We start from the raw sequence: 19,603 nt of genomic DNA on the forward strand, positions 1-19,603 counted from the left end.
CAGTCGTAAAGTCAGACGAAGCGGTGTTTCAGATAAACCTCGCACCCAGGTTTTACGACTGCTGCGCAGCCGAACGCCGCCTCGCAAGCTCGACAGCTGCTACAGAGCCGAACGCCGCCTCGCAAGCTCGGCAGCTGCTACGGAGCTGTACGCAGGCAAACTCAGAACAGGAAGTAACGCTGCGCCATCGGCAATACATCCGCCGGTTCGCACCACAGCAACACACCGTCGGCCTGGACCTGATAGGTCTGCGGATCGACATCGATGTTCGGCAGGTAGTCGTTGTGGATCAGGTCGGTTTTCTGCACCTCGCGGCAACCTTTGACCACGGCGATTTTCTTCTTCAGTCCCAGCGCTTCAGGCAAACCTGCATCCTGTGCCGCCTGACTGATGAAGGTCAGGCTGGTGGCGTGCAGCGAGCCGCCGTAGCTGGCGAACATCGGGCGGTAGTGCACCGGTTGTGGCGTCGGGATCGAGGCGTTGGCGTCGCCCATCAGGCTGGCCGCGATGGCGCCGCCCTTGAGAATCAGCGTCGGTTTCACGCCAAAAAACGCCGGTCGCCACAGCACCAGGTCGGCCCATTTGCCGACTTCCACCGAACCCACTTCGTGACTGATGCCATGGGTGATCGCCGGGTTGATGGTGTACTTGGCGATGTAGCGTTTGGCGCGAAAGTTGTCGTTGCCTTCGCCATCACCGGGCAAGGGGCCGCGCTGTTTTTTCATCTTGTCGGCGGTCTGCCAGGTGCGCGTGATGACTTCGCCAACCCGGCCCATGGCCTGGCTGTCGGAGCTGATCATCGAGAACGCGCCGAGGTCGTGGAGGATGTCTTCGGCGGCAATCGTCTCTCGGCGGATGCGGCTTTCGGCGAAGGCCACGTCTTCGGCAATGCTCGGATCCAGGTGGTGGCAGACCATCAGCATGTCGAGGTGTTCGTCAATGGTATTGCGGGTGAACGGCCGGGTCGGGTTGGTGGAACTCGGCAGTACGTTGGCAAAACCGCAGGCCTTGATGATGTCCGGTGCATGTCCGCCACCGGCACCTTCGGTGTGATAGGTGTGAATGGTGCGGCCCTTGAAGGCGGCGAGAGTGGCCTCGACGAAACCGGACTCGTTGAGGGTGTCGGTGTGGATCGCCACCTGAACATCGTACTGATCCGCCACGCTCAGGCAGTTGTCGATGCTCGCCGGCGTGGTGCCCCAGTCCTCATGCAACTTGAGGCCGATGGCACCGGCCTTGACCTGTTCGATCAAAGGCTCCGGCAGGCTGGCGTTACCCTTGCCGGTCAGGCCGATGTTCATCGGGAAGGCATCGGCGGCCTGGAGCATGCGGGCCAGGTGCCATGGTCCGGAGGTGCATGTGGTCGCATTGGTGCCGGTGGCTGGCCCGGTGCCGCCGCCGATCATGGTGGTGACGCCGCTCATCAACGCCTCTTCGATCTGCTGCGGGCAGATGAAGTGGATGTGGGTGTCGATACCGCCGGCAGTAAGGATCATGCCTTCGCCGGCGATGACTTCGGTGCTGGCGCCAATGGCGATGCTGACGTTGGGCTGGATGTCCGGGTTGCCGGCCTTGCCGATCGCGGCGATGCGCCCGTCCTTGAGACCGACGTCGGCCTTGACGATGCCCCAGTGATCGATGATCAGCGCGTTGGTGATTACCGTGTCGACCACATCGGCCGCCAACAATTGGCTCTGGCCCTGACCGTCGCGGATCACTTTACCGCCGCCAAATTTCACTTCTTCGCCGTAGGTGGTGAAGTCCTGTTCCACTTCGATCCACAACTCGGTATCGGCCAGGCGCACCTTGTCACCGACGGTGGGACCGAACATGTCGGCGTAGGCTTGTCTTGAGATTTTCATGCGCTTGCCTTGGGATTCAATTGTGTTTGAGACTGTTCGCTTCGCTCACAGATTCGCGAGCAAGCCCGCTCCCACAGTTGCCCGCATTCCAACTGGAGGAACCCGGTCGAATGTGGGAGCGGGCTTGCTCGCGAAGGGGCCGGTGCAGACATCGCATTAATCAGAGATCGCCCATGATCCTGCCGGCAAACCCGAACACCCGCCGATGCCCCGCCAAATCCACCAACTCCACCTCGCGGCTCTGCCCCGGTTCGAAGCGCACGGCGGTACCGGCGGGGACGTTCAGGCGCATGCCGCGGCTGGCGGCGCGGTCGAACGTGAGCGCGTCGTTGGTTTCGAAAAAGTGGTAGTGCGAGCCGACCTGGATCGGCCGGTCGCCGCTGTTGGCTACCATCAGGCTGAGGGTACGCCGGCCGACGTTGAGTTCGATCTCGCCGGGCTGGATCTGGTATTCACCGGGAATCATCAATGGGCTCCTTGGAGAATCTTGTAGTAGAGGGCAGTCGGCTTGTAGCGGCCGCTCGGGTCGCAGGCGTAATCGGGAATTTCGCCGGCGCGGGTGTAACCCAGCGCCTTGTAGAAATCTTCCGCCGGCGAGCCCGCTTCGGTGTCGAGGTAAAGCATGCCGCGCTTGTGCTGCAGGGCGGCCTGCTCAAGCGCAGTCATCAATTGTTGGCCGAGACCGCGACGTCGCGCCTGTTCGCGCACCAACAGCTTTTGCACCTCGGCACGGTTCAGCCCGTTGGCTTTCTGGCACAGCGTCAGTTGCACGCTGGCCAGCACCTGTTCGTCCTTGACCACCACCCACAGCAACACATTGCCCTTGTTCAGGTTGTCCTGGACCTCGTCGAAATACGCGCGGGCCTGGGTGGCATCGAGGTCGGCCATGAAGCCGACACTGGCGCCATAGCCGACGGCATCGAGCAGCAGGTCAATCAATCCCTGACGATAGTGCGCAAAGCTTTCAACGTTGACGCGTCGCAGTTGGGCGGGGTTCATCGGGTATCACTCCTTGCTGGCGCTCGGCGGTTGCGCGCCAGGATTGAGGGTCAGTTGCATGAAGGTCAGGTCCAGCCAGCGACCGAACTTGGTACCGACCTGGGGCATTTGCCCGGTGGTCACGAAGCCGATGCGCTCATGCAAGCGAATGGATGCGGCGTTACCGCTTTCGATGGCGGCGACCATCACGTGCTTGCCGCAGCCTTTGGCGCGCTCGATCAGTGCTTCCATCAGTTGCGGGCCGAGGCCATTGCCACGCTGGTCGCTGCGCACGTAGACCGAGTGCTCGACGGTGTGGCGGAAACCGTCGAAGGGTCGCCAGTCGCCGAACGAGGCGTACCCGAGCACCGAGTTGTCGGCATCGACAATCACCAGAATCGGATAACGCTGGGATTGCCGGGCGCTGAACCAGGTCTGGCGGTTTTCGAGGTCGACCGCCTGCTCGTTCCAGATCGCCGTGGTGTTGAGCACTGCGTCGTTGTAGATGTCGCGGATGGCCGGCAGATCGGCATGCACGGCATCACGAATGTGGTAAGTCATGGCGCGACCTCAGGCGATGGGTTGGTGGACGGTGACCAGTTTGGTGCCGTCGGGGAAGGTGGCCTCGACCTGGATTTCCGGGATCATTTCCGGGATGCCTTCCATCACCTGTTCGCGGGTCAGCAGGGTGGTGCCCAGGTGCATCAGGTCGGCCACGGTCTGGCCGTCGCGGGCGCCTTCAAGCAGCGCGGCGGAGATGTAGGCCATGGCCTCCGGGTAATTGAGCTTCACACCGCGAGCCAAACGCCGTTCGGCCACCAGGCCGGCAGTGAAGATCAGCAGCTTGTCTTTTTCGCGTGGGGTCAGGTCCATCGTAGACATCCATAATCGGCAGTTAAAAGGTGTTGGATTTGTAAATACAAATCCCCTGTAGAAGCGAGCCTGCTCGCGATGGCGTCGGCACAGTCAACATTCATGGCGCCGGACACACCGCAATCGCGAGCAAGCTCGCTCCCACAAAAAAGCAATTCAGGTGCTCCATATTCTGGGTGATACGGCCTCGCGACCCAGAAGGGCAGGGCGTAACAACTTCCAAAGTTCAATCAACCATCCCCGCGCCAACAACGCTTCACTGGCCAGACACCGTGCAACCAGCAATCCAGGCAGTTGGGTCAGATCCCCGCGCACGTCGTTGGGCAGCGAGCGGCAGGTTTCCAGCAAGTCGCTATCGATTTCCCCGGTCACCAACAACGTCGCAAACACCGGTTGCCCATCCAGCCCGATGGGCGAATCAAGCAAGCCGTCCGCCCCGACAATGCGCTGGCGCTCATGCCAGAGCAACTGACCGTTGCGGCGGATATCCAGTTGCGCCTGGAAGTGTCCAAGGTCGAAGCGCTCGCCACTGGCCGGACGACCCAGGGCCACGACGTCCCAGTAGAACAGCCGCGCATCGCCTTCAAGGTCAATAGTGGTGCTGAGTTCAGCCTGGGCAGCGCTGAAAATGATCGTCTCCTGGGGCAACCACTCCAGTGTCGCACCGGCCGCCACCGTCAACTTCAGCTGCTGATAAGCGGGGCCGGCGGCGCGATACCACTTGGCTGCACCGGGGCTGGTGATCTGTGCCCAGGCATCGCGTTCGACGCTGGCCGAGATGTCCAGCCGGTCACCACCGGCAATCCCGCCGGGTGGGTGGACGATGATGTGCTGGCAGACTTCCGGTCCTTCGGCATACAGGTGTTTTTGTACCCGCAGCGGACCTTTGTGCCGGCGCAGAACCGGGCGCGAGGTTTCGCCGAACCGGGCGTAACCCAGTTCGAGCTCGGCATGCCAACTGGGCGTGAACAAAAGGGAGGCAGGTAGATTCATGGTTTCTAATTATCGTTAGGATGCTACAGATTAGATTGAACCTTAGATGGTAACCAAGCCGCGCACACCTTCGGCTTCCATATTCTCGCCGCGACCCTGTTGCACGATTTCGCCCCGGGACATCACCAGGTATTGATCGGCCAGTTCGGCTGCGAAGTCGTAGAACTGCTCGACCAGTAGAATTGCCATGTCGCCCCGGGCGGCGAGTTTTTTGATCACTGCACCGATTTCCTTGATCACTGACGGCTGGATGCCTTCGGTGGGTTCGTCGAGGATCAGCAGGCGAGGGCGACTGGCCAACGCACGGCCGATGGCCAGTTGTTGTTGCTGGCCGCCGGACAGGTCGCCCCCCCGGCGTTGCTTCATTTGCAGCAGCACCGGGAACAGCTCGTAGATGAACGCCGGCACTTCCCTGGCTTCGCTACCGGGGAAACGCGACAGCCCCATCAGCAGGTTTTCTTCCACGGTGAGGCGGCCAAAGATCTCCCGGCCTTGCGGCACGTAGGCAATGCCGGCATGCACGCGCTGGTGCGGCTTGAACGTGGTGATCGGTTTGCCTTCCCACTTCACCGCTCCTTCCTTGGCGGGCAGCAGGCCCATCAGGCATTTGAGCAGGGTGGTCTTGCCCACGCCGTTGCGCCCGAGCAGGCAGGTGACCTCGCCGACCTTCACGTCGAATGTCAGGCCGCGCAGGATGTGGCTTCCGCCGTAGTACTGGTGCAGTTTGTCGACTTGCAGCATGTTCGAATTCCTTCTGTTTTACACAGAACCCTGTGGGAGCGGGCTTGCCCGCGATGAGGGCGGCACATCCAATATTTTCGTTGACTGACACACTGCCATCGCGGGCAAGCCCGCTCCCACAGGTCATGTATTTGCAGGTCTAGCGACCGAGATACACCTCGATCACCCGCTCGTTGTCCTGCACCTGCTCCAGCGATCCTTCGGCCAGCACACTGCCCTGATGCAACACAGTGACGTGGTCGGCGATGGAGCCGACGAAACCCATGTCGTGTTCCACCACCATCAGCGAATGCTTGCCCGCCAGGCGCTTGAACAGCTCGGCGGTGAATTCGGTTTCGGCGTCGGTCATGCCCGCCACCGGTTCGTCGAGCAGCAGCAATTGCGGGTCCTGCATCAGCAGCATGCCGATCTCCAGGAACTGCTTCTGGCCGTGGGACAGCAGGCCGGCCGGGCGATTGACCGAGCTGGTCAGGCGAATGGTCTCCAGCACTTCGGCGATGCGATCTTTTTGTTCACCGTTCAAGCGCGCCCGCAGGCTGGCCCATACCGACTTGTCGGTTTTCTGGGCCAGTTCCAGGTTCTCGAACACACTCAAGGCTTCGAACACCGTCGGCTTCTGGAACTTGCGGCCGATACCGGCCTGGGCGATCTGCACTTCGCTCATCTGCGTCAGGTCCAGGGTTTCGCCGAACCAGGCCTTGCCGTGGCTGGGGCGGGTCTTGCCGGTGATCACGTCCATCAGCGTGGTCTTGCCCGCGCCGTTGGGGCCGATGATGCAGCGCAACTCACCAACGCCGATGTACAGGTTCAGAGTGTTCAGCGCGCGGAAGCCGTCGAAGCTGACGCTGATGTCTTCCAGGGTCAGGATGGTGCCGTGGCGCGTGTTCAAGCCTTTACCGGCGCGCTGGCCGAGACCGATGGCGTCACGGCTGCTGCCGGCGTCCTTGTTTGGTTCTACGGGGAAAAACGCCGGTTCGAGCATGAATTCAGCGGTTGCCGTGATTCTCATGATTCACCTCTTTTCTTCAGCAGACCGATCACGCCTTTGGGCAAGTACAGGGTCACGACGATGAACAGAGCGCCGAGGAAAAACAGCCAGTACTCGGGGAACGCCACGGTGAACCAGCTCTTCATGCCGTTGACCACGCCGGCACCGAGCAATGGGCCGATCAAGGTGCCGCGACCGCCAAGGGCCACCCACACCGCCGCTTCAATCGAGTTGGTCGGCGACATCTCGCTCGGGTTGATGATGCCGACTTGCGGCACGTACAGCGCACCGGCCAGGCCACACAACACCGCGCTCAACACCCAGACAAACAACTTGAACCCGCGCGGATCGTAGCCGCAGAACATTAGGCGGTTCTCCGCGTCACGCAGGGCGGTCAGCACCCGGCCGAACTTGCTCTGCGCCAGGCGCCAGCCGATGTACAGGCTCGCCACCAGCAACAGCACCGTGGCGAAAAACAGCACCGCGCGGGTGCCCGGTTCGGTGATGCCGAAGCCAAGAATGGTGCGGAAGTTGGTGAAGCCGTTGTTGCCGCCAAAGCCGGTTTCATTGCGGAAAAACAGGAGCATGCCAGCGAAGGTCAGGGCCTGGGTCATGATCGAGAAGTACACGCCCTTGATCCGCGAACGGAAGGCGAAGAAGCCGAACACCAGCGCCAGCAGCCCCGGTGCCAGTATCACCAGGCACAGGGTCCAGAGGAAGCTGCTGGTGCCGGTCCAGAACCAGGGCATTTCGGTCCACGACAGGAACGTCATGAACGCCGGCAGGCCATCGCCCGAGGCCTGGCGCATCAGGTACATGCCCATCGCGTAACCGCCGAGGGCGAAGAACAGGCCATGGCCGAGGGACAGCAGCCCGGCGTAGCCCCAGACCAGATCGAGGGCCAACGCGACAATGGCGTAACAGAGGATTTTACCCACCAGGGTCAGCGTGTAGGCGGAGACGTGCAGCGTACTGTCCGCCGGCAACAGCGACAGCAGCGGCAATGCCAACAGCAGAGCGAGGATCACCGCACCGACGGCAATCGTGACTTTCGGGCCGGCCTTTTGTGTGGCCTTGAGCATCAGGGGCTGGTTCATCAGTCGATCACCCGTCCTTTGAGTGCGAAGAGACCTTGCGGACGTTTCTGGATGAACAGAATGATCAGCGCGAGGATGAGGATCTTGCCGAGCACGGCACCGATCTGCGGTTCGAGAATCTTGTTGGCTATCCCTAAGCCGAATGCGGCCAAAACACTGCCGGCCAACTGGCCGACACCACCTAGCACCACCACCAGGAACGAGTCGATGATGTAGCTCTGGCCGAGGTCCGGGCCGACGTTGCCGATCTGGCTCAGGGCCACGCCACCGAGGCCGGCGATGCCCGAGCCGAGACCGAAGGCGAGCATGTCCACGCGTCCGGTGGGTACGCCGCAGCAGGCGGCCATGTTGCGGTTCTGGGTGACGGCGCGCACGTTCAGGCCCAGGCGCGTCTTGTTCAGCAACAGCCAGGTCAGCACCACCACGAACAGCGCAAAGGCAATGATGACGATGCGGTTGTATGGCAGCACCAGGTTCGGCAGCACTTGAATCCCGCCCGACAGCCACGCCGGGTTGGCCACTTCGACGTTTTGCGCGCCGAACAGCAACCGAACCAGTTGAATCAGCATGAGGCTGATGCCCCAGGTAGCGAGCAGGGTTTCCAGTGGGCGGCCATAGAGGTGGCGTATCACCGTACGCTCCAGCGCCATGCCGATGGCCGCGGTGACGAAAAACGCCACGGGTAATGCGGCCAGTGGATAGAACTCGATGGCCTGCGGCGCGAAGCGCTGGAACATCAGTTGCACTACATAGGTCGAGTAGGCGCCGAGCATCAGCATCTCGCCGTGGGCCATGTTGATCACGCCGAGCAGGCCGAAGGTGATCGCAAGTCCCAGGGCGGCGAGCAGCAGTATCGATCCCAGTGACATGCCGCTGAAGGCCTGGCCGAGCATTTCGCCGGCCAGCAGTTTGCGTTTGACTTGAGCGAGGCTGGTTTCAGCGGCGGTACGCACATTCGCCTCGGTTTCGACGCCCGGCTCCAGCAGGCTTTCGAGGCGGGTGCGGGCCAGTGGGTCGCCGGTTTCGCCGAGCAAACGCACCGCGGCGAGGCGCACGGCCGGGTCAGCGTCCACCAATTGCAGATTGGCCAGGGCAAGGCTGAGGGCGGCGTGAACGCTCTCGTCCCTCTCGCCCGCCAGTTGCTGGTCGAGGAATTTCAATTGCGCCGGCCTGGCGCTTTTCTGCAATTGCTGCGCGGCGGCCAGACGGGTTTTGGCGTCGGCAGCGAGCAGTTGATGGCTGGCCAGGGCTGTGTCGATCAGACCCCGCAGGCGATTGTTCAGGCGCAGGGTTTTCGGTTGTCCGTCGACGGTCAGCTCGCCTTGTTGCAGGGCGTTGATCAGCTCGATGCGGGCCGGATCGGGTTGCGCGGCCCAGGCTTCCAGAAGTTTTGCCTGCTGCACGGGATTGGCGGCGACGAAGTCGTCGGCGTCACCGGCGTGGGCGGCCATCGGCAGCAACAGTGTGATGGCGAGAATGAAGCGGTAAAGGGCGGTGGGCATGTCTTTGGCCTTACGCGATCAATGTGGGAGCGAGCTTGCTCGCGATAGTGGACTGACATTCACCATCAATATCGACTGTCATGGCCCCATCGCGAGCAAGCTCGCTCCCACAGGGAGTTGTGTTGGGCCTGAACAATCGTCAGGCCCAATGGCTTAGTTGCTCTTCACCGCATACTCCGGTTTCTTGTCGTTGCCCGGGATGAACGGGCTCCACGGCTGGGCGCGGATCGGCCCTTCGGTCTGCCATACCACGTTGAACTGACCGTCAGACTGGATCTCGCCGATCATCACTGGCTTGTGCAGGTGGTGATTGGTCTTGTCCATGGTCAGCGTATAGCCGGACGGTGCGGCAAAGGTCTGGCCGGCCAGGGCTTCGCGGACTTTGTCGACATCGGTGGACTTGGCTTTTTCCGCGGCTTGGGCCCACATGTGGATGCCGACGTAGGTGGCCTCCATCGGGTCGTTGGTCACCGCTTTGTCGGCGCCCGGCAGGTTGTGTTTCTTCGCGTAGGCCTTCCAGTCATCGACGAACTTCTTGTTCACCGGGTTCTCGACCGATTCGAAGTAGTTCCATGCCGCCAGGTTACCCACCAGCGGTTTGGTGTCGATGCCACGCAGTTCCTCTTCACCCACCGAAAACGCCACGACCGGAACGTCGGTGGCTTTCAGGCCCTGGTTGGCCAGCTCTTTATAGAACGGCACGTTGGAGTCGCCGTTGACGGTGGAGATAACGGCCGTCTTGCCGCCCGCCGAGAACTTCTTGATGTTGGCGACGATGGTCTGGTAATCGCTGTGACCGAACGGGGTGTAGACCTCTTCGATGTCCTTGTCGGCCACGCCTTTGGAGTGCAGGAACGAACGCAGGATCTTGTTGGTGGTGCGCGGGTAGACGTAGTCGGTGCCGAGCAGGAAGTAGCGTTTGGCGCTGCCGCCTTCTTCGCTCATCAGGTATTCAACGGCAGGGATCGCCTGCTGGTTCGGCGCGGCGCCGGTGTAGAACACGTTCGGCGACATTTCTTCGCCTTCGTATTGCACCGGGTAGAACAGCAGGCCATTGAGCTCTTCGAACACCGGCAATACCGATTTGCGCGACACGGAAGTCCAGCAGCCAAACACCACGGCGACCTTGTCCTGGGTCAGCAACTGACGACCCTTCTCGGCGAACAGTGGCCAGTTCGACGCCGGGTCGACGACCACCGGTTCCAGCATCTTGCCGTTCACGCCGCCCTTGGCGTTGATCTCGTCGATGGTCATCAGCGCCATGTCTTTCAACGACGTTTCGGAGATCGCCATGGTCCCGGACAACGAATGCAGAATACCGACCTTGATGGTCTCGGCGGCCTGGACGGTCCAGGTCATGCCCATTGCGGCAATGGATGCCGAGAGAGTGAAAGCCTTGATCAAACTGCGACGCTTCATTGTGCGATCTCCATGAACTTATGAGTTTTCTTGGTTGGCAGATGCGGACTACTGAAGGTGTGTTTTGCAAGGGCTGTGCCCGGTCGGCAAAAGGCAGGGAAACGTCGTTTTAGAGCGGTTGCACGTTGGCGGGATGCACCATGAAAGAACGTTGGTGGCGCGTTGGTGCAGGCGGCCGCGCCAGATTGGGGCGCAGATATTACGAGCGACACCGTCCCCTGTGGGAGCGAGCTTGCTCGCGATAGCGGTGAGTCAGTCACTTCGATGCTGGCTATGCCACCGCCATCGCGAGCAAGCTCGCTCCCACAGTGTTAGTTGTTGTCCGCCGAATTTGTGTCGGATCAACGGCGGCGCATCAAACCAATAAAGAACAAGCCGCCAATTGCGGCGGTGGCGACGCCGATGGGAAGGTCTTCTGGAGCGATCATTGTCCGGGCGGCGACGTCGACCCAAACCAGAAACACGCTGCCGAGCAGCACGCATACTGGCAGCAATCTTCGGTGTTCAGCCCCGACCAGACGTCGCGCAATATGCGGCACCATCAGTCCGACAAAACCGATCGAGCCGCTGATCGACACCAGCACCCCGGTCATCAATGACGCAATCAAAAACACCCGCAGGCGCACGGTGCGCGCATTCAGGCCCAGGGTCACCGCGCTCTGTTCGCCGGCCATCAGCGCATTCAGCGGTCGCGCCATGCCCAGCAGCAAAATCAGCCCGAGCAGCACACTGGCTGTCGGCACCGCCAGCAGTTCCCAGCGTGCCAGCCCAAGTCCGCCGAGCATCCAGAACATCACCGCCGAACTGGCTCGATGATCGCCGAGAAACAGCAGCAAATTGGCAATCGCCATCATCACGAACGACACCGCCACACCACACAGCAGCAAGCGGTCACTGTCGAGTCGACCGTTGCGGTTGGCGATCATCAGCACCACCAGCATGCTCAGCAATGCACCGATGAATGCCGCGATCGGCAAGGTCAGCAGGCCAACGATTTCTCCCACATGCAGCACCACGATCACGGCACCCAACGTCGCGCCGGACGTGACTCCGAGCAAGTGCGGGTCGGCCAACGGGTTGCGCGTCACCGCTTGCAACACCGCGCCGATCAACGCCAGCCCGGCGCCCACCAACGCGCCGAGCAGCATGCGCGGAACTCGGATCAGCCAGACGATATGTTCCTGCCCAGGACTCCAGTCCGGTACACCGAAGCCGAACAGTTTGTGCAACAGGATGCGCCACACCACGTCCACCTGCACCCGCGCCGGGCCGAAACCCAGGGACACCACGCACGACACCAGCAACAGCGCACCGAGGGCGATCAGTAACAGGGCATAGCGACGGTTGATCATTCGCCGTGGAAACCCTTGGCCAGGGTTGCGACCGCCAGCACATTGTCGATCCCCGGCGTGGCCTGCACGTACGGGATGACGATGAAGCGTCGGTTCCTGATTGCGTCCACCGATTGCAGGGCTTTGTTGTCCAGCAGGAATTGAATCTTCTGTTCGGCGGTGATTTCGCTGTAGTCGACGATCACGATCACCTGCGGATTGCGCTCGACTACGTTCTCCCAGTTGACCCGGGTCCAGCTCGCGTCGACATCCTCCAGGATATTGCGCCCGCCAGCGGCATCGATCAGCGCTTGTGGCATGCCCAGGCGGCCGGAGGTCATGGCCCGGTCTTCACCGCTGTCGTACAGGAAGACCCGTGGTTTTGCCGCGGGCAGGTCTTTGCGAATGTCCGCCACTTGCGCCTGCATGTTGGCGATCAGGGCATTGGCGCGGTCCTGCACGTCGAAGATCCTGCCGAGGTTACGCAGGTCGTTGTAGGTGTCTTCGAGGCTGGCTGGCGGGCGCTTCATCACGAAGGCGCAGGACTCGGTCAGCTCATACACATTGATGCCCAGAGGTTGCAGGGTTTGCGGCGTGAGGTCGCCGCCCACGCGCATGCCGTAATCCCATCCGGCGAAGAAGAAGTCGACGTTGGCATCGAGCAGGGTTTCCACCGACGGGTACTTGGCCGCCAGCTCCGGCAGACCATCGAGCAGCGACTGCATGTCGGGTGTCACGGCCTTCCAGCCACTGACGCCGCTGTAGCCGGCCATTCGTGGCTTGAGGCCGAGGGCGAGCATCATCTGGGTCATATTGATGTCGTGGCTGAGGGCGTGTTGCGGTGCCTGCCTGAAGGTCACCTCACGGTCGCAACTGTGGATCGTCAGCGGGTAACGGGTGGCTTCGGCAAACGCCTGGGCGCTGCCCGACAGCATCGCGAGGGAGAGGCTGCAGCGCAGCAGGGAACGCAAAGTCATGGTTGGGTTATCCAGGTGATTCGTGGGTAGCCGTGCAAGGGATGCTCATCGATCAGGGCTTCGACGCCGAACACATTGCGCAGCAGCGCAGCCGTCAGGACTTCTTTCGGCGTGCCGCTGGCGACGATGCGGCCGTGGTTGATCACGTACAGCCGATCACAAAAAGCCGCAGCCAGATTGAGGTCGTGGATGCTCGCCAGGGTGCCGATGTCCAGGCGCTTGACCAACTTCAAAAGCTCAAGCTGATAGCGCGGATCGAGGTGGTTGGTCGGCTCGTCGAGGATCAGCAACTGTGGCTGCTGGGCCAAGGCGCGGGCGAGGATGACCCGCTGTTTTTCGCCACCGGAGAGGGTGGCGAACCCGTGGTCTTCGAACCCCTCGAGACCGACCGACGCCAGGGCTTGATTGATGAGATTCGAGTCTTCACGCGTGTCGCCATCGAACAAGCCTTTGTGCGGCGTGCGGCCCATGGCGACCACCTCAAAGACGGTCAGGCCGAAGGTATCCGGGAACTCCTGCAACACCACGGCGATGCGTTGCGCGCACCAGCGCGAGGATTGCTTCCAGACATTCTGATGATCGAGCCTGACCTCGCCGCTTTCCGGTTTGCTGAAGCGCCAGGCACAACGCAACAGGCTGGTCTTGCCACTGCCGTTGGGGCCGATCAGCCCGACGAACTCACCGGCGGCCACGTGCACAGAGGCATCACGCAGCTGGAACTGATGGTGGCAATGGCCGTGACCCAGGGGCGTCCAGGAAATGTTTGCGAGGTTCAGCGAGGTCATGCAGTGGCTCTTGAAGTGATGCTGATGGCCTCTTCGCGAGCAAGCTCGCTCCCACAGGTCTTACGCAATCCCTGTGGGAGCGAGCTTGCTCGCGATGGGGCCGAGGTGATACGCGGGGAGTTTACAGTGCCTTTCGCCCCGCGCATCTTGCCTGTTTCAAGATGAAGATGAAGCCGACTCAGTCTGCCGGGTAAAACGCGACAGCAGCACACGATCCAGCACCCACACCGCCACCAGCGAAGCACCCACCAACGGAAAGGCTACCGCCAGGGCAAACATGATCACCATCGCGGTTTTCCATTTCGGCAGATCGTGGCGCAGCGGTGGCACGCCGAGTTTTCCTTGCGGGCGACGCTTCCACCAGATCACCACGCCGCTGACGGCGCTGAGCAGGATCATCAGGCAGATCAGCAACACGATGATCTGATTGAGCGTGCCGAACATCTTGCCTTCGTGCAGCATCACGCCGATTTCCGTGGCGCGGGCGACGCTGCCGTAGTGCTCGAAACGGACGTCGGCCAGAACCTTGCCGGTGTATTGATCAATGTGCAACGTGGCGTCATTACGCGGGTCGTCGGCGAACACCGAGATGGTGAACACGCCGGTCGCGGATTTCGGCAAAGTGATGCTGTAGCCCGGTTCGACCTTACTCTGCGTGGCGATGTTTTGTACGTCTTGCAGGCTGATAGTCGGCGCTGCCGGGCCGGCGTGCGCACCGTCGTGGGCCATGTGTTCGGCATGGTCGCCGGACATCGGCATCGGCGTATTTTCCATGGCCCATGGCACGGTCTGGCGGGTCGCGGTGTTGAGGCTGCGCGCTTCGACATCGGACTTCGGTACGTCATCCCACATCGTTGCCGGAAAGACGTTCCATACCGCCGCGTACTGCTGGCCCCAGAACCCGGTCCAGGTCATGCCGCTGAGCAGCATCACCAGCAACAGGGACGCGCCCCAGAACCCGGTGACCGCATGCAGGTCACGCCACAATACGCGCCCGCGACTGTTCAGGCGCGGCCACAAAATGCCTGCCGCCTGACCGCGCGGCCACCACAGGAAAATGCCGGACACCACCAGCACCACGCCCCAACCGGCGGCCAGTTCGATCAGCCGATCGCCAACGGTGCCGATCATCAACTCGCCGTGAATCGCGCGTGCTATGGCTTGCAGGTTCTTCTTGGCGTCTTGCTCGCCGAGGATGTCGCCGTGGTACGGGTCGACAAATACATTCAGCTCGTTGCCGCCATTGAGCACGACAAACTGGGCGCTGCGTTCGGCGTTGGCCGGTGGCAGGTACTGCTTGATCGTTGCTTGGGGATACGCGTCTTTCACACGCTTGAGCAGGTCGTCGGCCGGGACGGTGTGATGACCGGCCGGGACGTTGAGCAGGCTGCTGTACATCAGCGAATCGAGCTGCGGTTTGAACAGATAAAGGGTGCCGGTCAGGGCCAGCATCACCATGAATGGCGCAACGAACAATCCGGCATAAAAATGCCAGCGCCACGCCAGGTTGTAGAAATTCACTTTGGGCTGTTTCATCACGTGTGCTCCGCTTGGCTGGATCTTTTAGTTGTTTGTTTTTCGGTTGCTGCGCAACCGATCGCGGGCAAGCCCGCTCCCACAGAGGGAGCGGGGCCCTCAAGGGTTAGAAACTCATGTCCACCTTGGTCCAGAGCGTTCGCCCCGGTTCCTTGATGGCTTGCGGGTCATTGGCCGGGAAGCCGAAGCCGGCGTTGCCGGCCAGGTTCAAGTGCTCGGCGTAAGCCTTGCCGAACAGGTTGTCGACGCCGCTGCTGACCTTCCAGTTGCTGTTGATCCGATAGGCACCGTTGAGGGAGAACACGCCGAAGCCCGGCGTCTTGCCGAAATCCTTGCCGACCACGTTGCCCTTGTTCTGGTCGATGCGGTTTTGCGCGGCAACCACTCTCCACAGTGCGCCGGCGCTCCAGTTGTCTTCGCTGTAGGTCAGGCCGAAACGGGCATCCAGCGGCGGCATCTGCGGCAAGGCAGTGTTGTCGCTGCTGTTCTTGCCCCAGGCGTAGGCCAGGGTCGCGTCGGCTTTCCAGTTTTCGGTGAAGTTGTAAGCGGCGCCCAACTCGCCACCCATGATTCGCGCGTCGATGTTTTCGGCTTGCGAGGTCATGCCCATCATCCCGGGCGTATAGCTGAACAGGATGTAATCGCGCACCTGGCCGACGTAGCCCGAGGCCCAGGCTTCGAGTGCTTCGGTCTTGTATTGCAGGCCGAAATCGAGCTGGGTGGTTTTTTCCGGTTTGATCGAATCGAAGGCATTCACCGAGCCGGCGGGGCCGGATTTGGGTGAAAACAGCTCCCAGTAATCCGGGAACCGCTGGGTGTGACCGAGGCCGGCATACAAAGTGGTCGGGCTGTCGGCCAGGTCATGCTCGTAGCGGATGAAGCCACTGGGCAGGGTATCGGCGCGGGTGTCGTTGGCGGTCGGATTCGGGCGGGTCATCATGCCCGAGCCGATGGTCTGCCGATAATCCTTGGCCGAGGCGCGGTCCAGGCGTGCGCCGCTGATCAGGCGGTCGCGGTCGGCGGCGTACCAGGTCAGTTCGCCGAAGACCCCGTAGTTATGGAAGTCGGCATCCTTGGTGTACGGCAGGTCCTTGTAGGTGTCGACGCCCATGGCGCCGCGCTGGCGATGCTCGTTGGTCTGCGCGTCGATGCCGCTGATCAGTTGCACATCTGCCCAGCGCCAGGTGGCCTTGACCCGGGCACCGAGGGTACGGCGGTCGACGTTGGAGGCCATCGGGCCGGCCATCTTGCCGGTGCCGGACGGCGTGCGCAGGGTGTAGTTGTCCATCACATGGTCGGCGTAGTTGTAGTAGACCTGGGCTTCGAGCTTTTCCAGTACGTCGCTGATGTTGGATTTCTCAAAGCGCAGGCCGAGGCTTTCGCGCAGGAACTGCGAGCCGTCCATGCTGCGCCCGGCGTAGCGCGCTTCACCGTCACCCTTGCCGGCAGTCAGCTCCAGCAGGGTATCTGCATCCGGGGTCCAGCCGAGTGCGACATCGCCGTTCCATTTGTCGTAGCGCGATGGGACGGTGTCGTTGTTGCCATCCTGGTAGTCGTCGGAATGCGCAGTGTTGCCGATGACCCGCACGTAACCCGACTGGCCGCCGGCCGCAACGTCCACCAGTTTGTCGAAGCGCCCCCAGGAACCGGCCAGCACGCTGGCGTTGACCCGTGTGCCGAGTTCGCCGAAGTGCTCCGGCTCACGGTCGAACAGGATGGTCCCGGCCGAAGCGCCCGGCCCCCAAAGCACGGTTTGCGGGCCTTTGATCACAGTGAGCTTGTCGTAGGTTTCCGGCGAAATGTAGGAGGTCGGCGCGTCCATTCGGCCCGGGCAGGCGCCGAGCATCATGCCGCCGTTGGTGAGAATGTTCAGCCGCGAACCGAACATGCCGCGCAGCACCGGGTCGCCATTGGTGCCGCCGTTGCGCACTTGGGCGAAACCCGGAATGGTTTTCAGATAATCCGAGCCGTCGCTGGCCGGCACCGGTTGGCGCGGGTCCTTGGGGTTGGTGACGATGGTCAGTGGCGAACTGGGTGCAACGGCGGTAATCACCGTCGGGCTCAGTTCTTCAGTGTGACCGGCGTGTTCATCGGCCAGCGCAGAAGGCGCCAGCAATGCACTGCACAAAATCGCAGTGGCGTGCCTGAAACGAATGCAAGACTCGTTCAGGGCAAAAGAGGCTTGGGCAGTGCTCAAGCACGGGACAGCAGAAAACCTGGACATGACAACTTCCATCGAACAGTCGTAAACGACACGGCCGGCAGCCTGCGCAATCCCTGTGGGAGCGAGCTTGCTCGCGAAAGCGGTGTGCCAGACGACATCAATGTTGACTGACACTCCCTCTTCGCAAGCAAGCCCGCTCCCACAGGTTGCTGTGGCTGTCTTGCGGACCGTGTGAAATCAAAAGTGAGTGTTTACGCGACGATGAAGGGCGGGGCGCGGGTGCGGGCGCCGGGGAAGAAGGTTTGCCGGGCATGGCCCAGGCGCGGAGAGGGTGTGGTGAAGGTGTTGACGGGCGGGATGACGAAGTTGGCGAAAGACACGCCACCGGTCAGCGCCGGGCAATTGAACAACAGGCTGCAATAGCCGCACTTTTCCCACAGCACATGCTGACCCGGGGCAGGCGGGCAATGCTCGGCGGTGGCTTGCGTGCCATGGTCGGCATGCTCCATCGCCGGCATGTCCATGCTCATGTCCATAGGCATGCTCATCGACATGGCATGCGAATCCATCGGCATCGACTGAGAAATCAGCGGACCGATAAAGATCATCAGCATGGCGAACAGGCTGATCCAGCTGCCGCGTGTCAGGCTCGATGCCTGATTGCGTGGCCTGGATGACCTGGCGCTAAGCGGGCGCATGGGCGTTTTCAGCTCAGGCGATTACGGCTTGTGCACGTGCGCTTGCATGCTGTCCGGCGCCTGTTTCTGTACCGCGACTTCGACCGTCACGTCACCGGACTTCTCGAAGTGCAGCGTCATGGGGAAGCGCTTGCCGTCTGTGAGCAGGCTGCGGTCCTTGAGGCCCAGCAACATCACGTGATAGGCCATTGGCGCAAAAGTGACCTGGCCACCAGCGGGCACTTCCACGCTCGGTACGTGCTGCATTTTCATCATGTCGCCTTGCATCACGTGCTCATGCAATTGCGCTTCGCCCGCGATGGGGGTGTCGACGCTGAGCAGGCGGTCGGCGGTCGTGCCTTCATTGTTGATCACGAAATACGCCGCAACGTTGGGCGCATTGGGTGGCAACTCCTGGGACCACGGATGAGCGATTTCCAGTGCGCCGACCTTGTATTCGTGGGCATTGGCAAAGCAGGCAGGCAGCAGCAACGCGGCCAGAACGATGAGTTTGTTCAACATGGCAGTTCTCCGGAACGATTTAAACGCAGGTCAATTGCGAGAAAAATCACACCAGAGGGGAAGCGCGGGGGTTGAGGCTCGGCCATTGCTGGCGCGGTGACGGGCTTTCGAGAGAGGTCGCAGGCAGGCTTCGGTTGGACTCGAAGTGCGCGAAATACAGCTGTGGCGTATGCCCCGGCAACGCCACCAATGGCGCAGAACCCGAGCAGCACCAGCAATGTTGCATGTTGGAGTGATCGTCGCTTTGCGGGGCTTTCTGTTCGAGGTCGCCGATGGAAATCGCCACCATCCTGGTGCCGCTGGAGCTGCAGAAACTACCCCACAACAGTTGTTCGGCGGGTGACTTCGCCGTCTGTGCCATCGCTCCGGACATCGGCATGGCGAGCAAATTGAACAGCACTGCGAAGCAGGCTATCCAGGCAATTGCGAGCCGATGTCGGGACATGGGGCAAAATCCGTTTGAGTGGGCGATCAGGCGCGGGCTATTTAGCCTGATCAGGGCCGATAAGTAAAAAAGCGGCGTGCGGTTTGGTGTCGCAGCGTAATTAGACAGCGATGGCATGCAAGCGCAGACCCAAGGCTTTCATAACTTTCATGATAGTCGCGAATTCCGGATTGCCACTACTGCTCAGCGCTTTGTAAAGACTCTCGCGTCCCAGACCGGCATCACGGGCAATTTGTGTCATGCCTTTTGCTCGGGCGATATCGTTGAGCGCTGCACGTATCAGCACACCGTCTCCGGCATCCTCTTCAAAGCAGGCATCCAGATAGGCTGCCATTTCCTCAGGCGTTTTGAGAAACTCGACGGCATCAAAACGGGTAAATTGTTCGGCCATGATTTACTCCTCACTACCGATATTGTGTGCCATTTGAATAGCACGTTTGATATCTCGCTTTTGAGTCGACTTGTCACCTCCGATCAACAGCAAGTAAATCACCTCATCTCTGCGAGTGAAGTACATCCTGTAGCCTGGGCCGTAGTGAACGCGCATCTCATAAACCGCAGTACCTACAGATTCACAATCACCAAAATTTCCATGCTCGGCTGCCCGGAGTCTGGCGATTATTCGAGCTTTGCCAATGGTGTCCTTCAGCGAATTGAGCCAGTCAGCAAATACTTGGGATCGCTGAAAATCGATCATGTTGAATCGTATTCCT

General features: G+C 61.2%; 21 protein-coding genes. All 21 read right to left on the reverse strand.

The features are described from left to right. Positions 1 to 161: 161 nt before the first annotated feature. The 21 genes from ureC to ACEN8Z_RS05620 all read right to left on the reverse strand — a co-directional run bounded on the left by ureC (position 162) and on the right by ACEN8Z_RS05620 (position 19,587). Positions 162 to 1,862, reverse strand: a complete 1,701-nt coding sequence (gene ureC, locus ACEN8Z_RS05520) for an urease subunit alpha (protein ID WP_495597006.1) — start codon at positions 1,860 to 1,862, stop codon at positions 162 to 164. 160 nt (positions 1,863 to 2,022) lie between these two features. Continuing rightward, the gene (locus ACEN8Z_RS05525; protein WP_007999385.1) at positions 2,023 to 2,328 is read right to left on the reverse strand and encodes an urease subunit beta; all 306 of its coding nucleotides are present in this window, start codon (positions 2,326 to 2,328) and stop codon (positions 2,023 to 2,025) included. Next, positions 2,328 to 2,861: a GNAT family N-acetyltransferase gene (locus tag ACEN8Z_RS05530; RefSeq protein ID WP_495597007.1), complete on the reverse strand. Its 534-nt coding sequence runs from the start codon at positions 2,859 to 2,861 to the stop codon at positions 2,328 to 2,330. The genes ACEN8Z_RS05525 and ACEN8Z_RS05530 overlap by 1 nt, the downstream gene beginning before the upstream one ends. A 6-nt stretch (positions 2,862 to 2,867) precedes the next feature. After that, positions 2,868 to 3,401 carry a GNAT family N-acetyltransferase gene (locus ACEN8Z_RS05535; protein ID WP_007999382.1) on the reverse strand — a complete coding sequence of 178 codons (534 nt, stop codon included), beginning with the start codon at positions 3,399 to 3,401 and terminating at the stop codon, positions 2,868 to 2,870. Positions 3,402 to 3,410: 9 nt separating this feature from the next. Further along, positions 3,411 to 3,713, reverse strand: a complete 303-nt coding sequence (locus ACEN8Z_RS05540) for an urease subunit gamma (protein ID WP_007999380.1) — start codon at positions 3,711 to 3,713, stop codon at positions 3,411 to 3,413. A gap of 156 nt (positions 3,714 to 3,869) precedes the next feature. Further along, positions 3,870 to 4,706: an urease accessory protein UreD gene (locus tag ACEN8Z_RS05545; protein ID WP_495597008.1), complete on the reverse strand. Its 837-nt coding sequence runs from the start codon at positions 4,704 to 4,706 to the stop codon at positions 3,870 to 3,872. Between the two features lie 42 nt (positions 4,707 to 4,748). Then, complete coding sequence (gene urtE, locus ACEN8Z_RS05550) at positions 4,749 to 5,447, reverse strand: urea ABC transporter ATP-binding subunit UrtE (RefSeq protein ID WP_007999375.1); 699 nt, start codon at positions 5,445 to 5,447, stop codon at positions 4,749 to 4,751. 139 nt (positions 5,448 to 5,586) lie between these two features. After that, a complete protein-coding gene (urtD, locus tag ACEN8Z_RS05555; protein ID WP_495597009.1) occupies positions 5,587 to 6,456 on the reverse strand; it encodes an urea ABC transporter ATP-binding protein UrtD in 870 nt (289 codons plus the stop codon). Beyond that, complete coding sequence (gene urtC / locus ACEN8Z_RS05560; RefSeq protein WP_495597010.1) at positions 6,453 to 7,532, reverse strand: urea ABC transporter permease subunit UrtC; 1,080 nt, start codon at positions 7,530 to 7,532, stop codon at positions 6,453 to 6,455. The genes urtD and urtC overlap by 4 nt, the downstream gene beginning before the upstream one ends. Next, positions 7,532 to 9,034 carry an urea ABC transporter permease subunit UrtB gene (urtB, locus tag ACEN8Z_RS05565; RefSeq protein WP_495597011.1) on the reverse strand — a complete coding sequence of 501 codons (1,503 nt, stop codon included), beginning with the start codon at positions 9,032 to 9,034 and terminating at the stop codon, positions 7,532 to 7,534. The genes urtC and urtB overlap by 1 nt, the downstream gene beginning before the upstream one ends. A gap of 153 nt (positions 9,035 to 9,187) precedes the next feature. Further along, positions 9,188 to 10,453, reverse strand: a complete 1,266-nt coding sequence (urtA, locus tag ACEN8Z_RS05570) for an urea ABC transporter substrate-binding protein (RefSeq protein WP_007996683.1) — start codon at positions 10,451 to 10,453, stop codon at positions 9,188 to 9,190. 341 nt (positions 10,454 to 10,794) lie between these two features. Then, the gene (locus ACEN8Z_RS05575; RefSeq protein ID WP_495597012.1) at positions 10,795 to 11,805 is read right to left on the reverse strand and encodes a FecCD family ABC transporter permease; all 1,011 of its coding nucleotides are present in this window, start codon (positions 11,803 to 11,805) and stop codon (positions 10,795 to 10,797) included. Next, a complete protein-coding gene (locus ACEN8Z_RS05580) occupies positions 11,802 to 12,761 on the reverse strand; it encodes an ABC transporter substrate-binding protein (protein WP_495597013.1) in 960 nt (319 codons plus the stop codon). Before ACEN8Z_RS05580 ends, ACEN8Z_RS05575 begins: the two co-directional genes overlap by 4 nt. Further along, positions 12,758 to 13,546 (reverse strand): ABC transporter ATP-binding protein, encoded by a 789-nt coding sequence (locus ACEN8Z_RS05585; RefSeq protein WP_495597014.1) that lies wholly within the window; start codon positions 13,544 to 13,546, stop codon positions 12,758 to 12,760. Before ACEN8Z_RS05585 ends, ACEN8Z_RS05580 begins: the two co-directional genes overlap by 4 nt. 156 nt (positions 13,547 to 13,702) lie before the next feature. Beyond that, positions 13,703 to 15,082: a PepSY-associated TM helix domain-containing protein gene (locus ACEN8Z_RS05590; protein ID WP_495597015.1), complete on the reverse strand. Its 1,380-nt coding sequence runs from the start codon at positions 15,080 to 15,082 to the stop codon at positions 13,703 to 13,705. Positions 15,083 to 15,188: 106 nt separating this feature from the next. Then, on the reverse strand, positions 15,189 to 17,306 hold the full coding sequence (locus ACEN8Z_RS05595) for a TonB-dependent copper receptor (RefSeq protein WP_495597016.1): 2,118 nt from the start codon (positions 17,304 to 17,306) through the stop codon (positions 15,189 to 15,191). 191 nt (positions 17,307 to 17,497) lie between these two features. Then, positions 17,498 to 17,944 carry a DUF2946 domain-containing protein gene (locus ACEN8Z_RS05600; protein ID WP_495597017.1) on the reverse strand — a complete coding sequence of 149 codons (447 nt, stop codon included), beginning with the start codon at positions 17,942 to 17,944 and terminating at the stop codon, positions 17,498 to 17,500. Positions 17,945 to 17,965: 21 nt separating this feature from the next. Continuing rightward, on the reverse strand, positions 17,966 to 18,445 hold the full coding sequence (locus ACEN8Z_RS05605) for a copper chaperone PCu(A)C (RefSeq protein WP_495597018.1): 480 nt from the start codon (positions 18,443 to 18,445) through the stop codon (positions 17,966 to 17,968). Between the two features lie 46 nt (positions 18,446 to 18,491). After that, positions 18,492 to 18,890 (reverse strand): DUF2946 domain-containing protein, encoded by a 399-nt coding sequence (locus ACEN8Z_RS05610; RefSeq protein WP_495597019.1) that lies wholly within the window; start codon positions 18,888 to 18,890, stop codon positions 18,492 to 18,494. Between the two features lie 100 nt (positions 18,891 to 18,990). Further along, positions 18,991 to 19,281, reverse strand: coding sequence for an addiction module antidote protein (locus ACEN8Z_RS05615; protein WP_007994260.1), 291 nt, complete (start codon positions 19,279 to 19,281; stop codon positions 18,991 to 18,993). A 3-nt stretch (positions 19,282 to 19,284) separates the two neighbouring features. After that, a complete protein-coding gene (locus ACEN8Z_RS05620; protein WP_495597020.1) occupies positions 19,285 to 19,587 on the reverse strand; it encodes a type II toxin-antitoxin system RelE/ParE family toxin in 303 nt (100 codons plus the stop codon). Between the last annotated feature and the right edge of the window lie 16 nt (positions 19,588 to 19,603).

The organism is Pseudomonas sp. Pseusp10 (assembly GCF_059492225.1).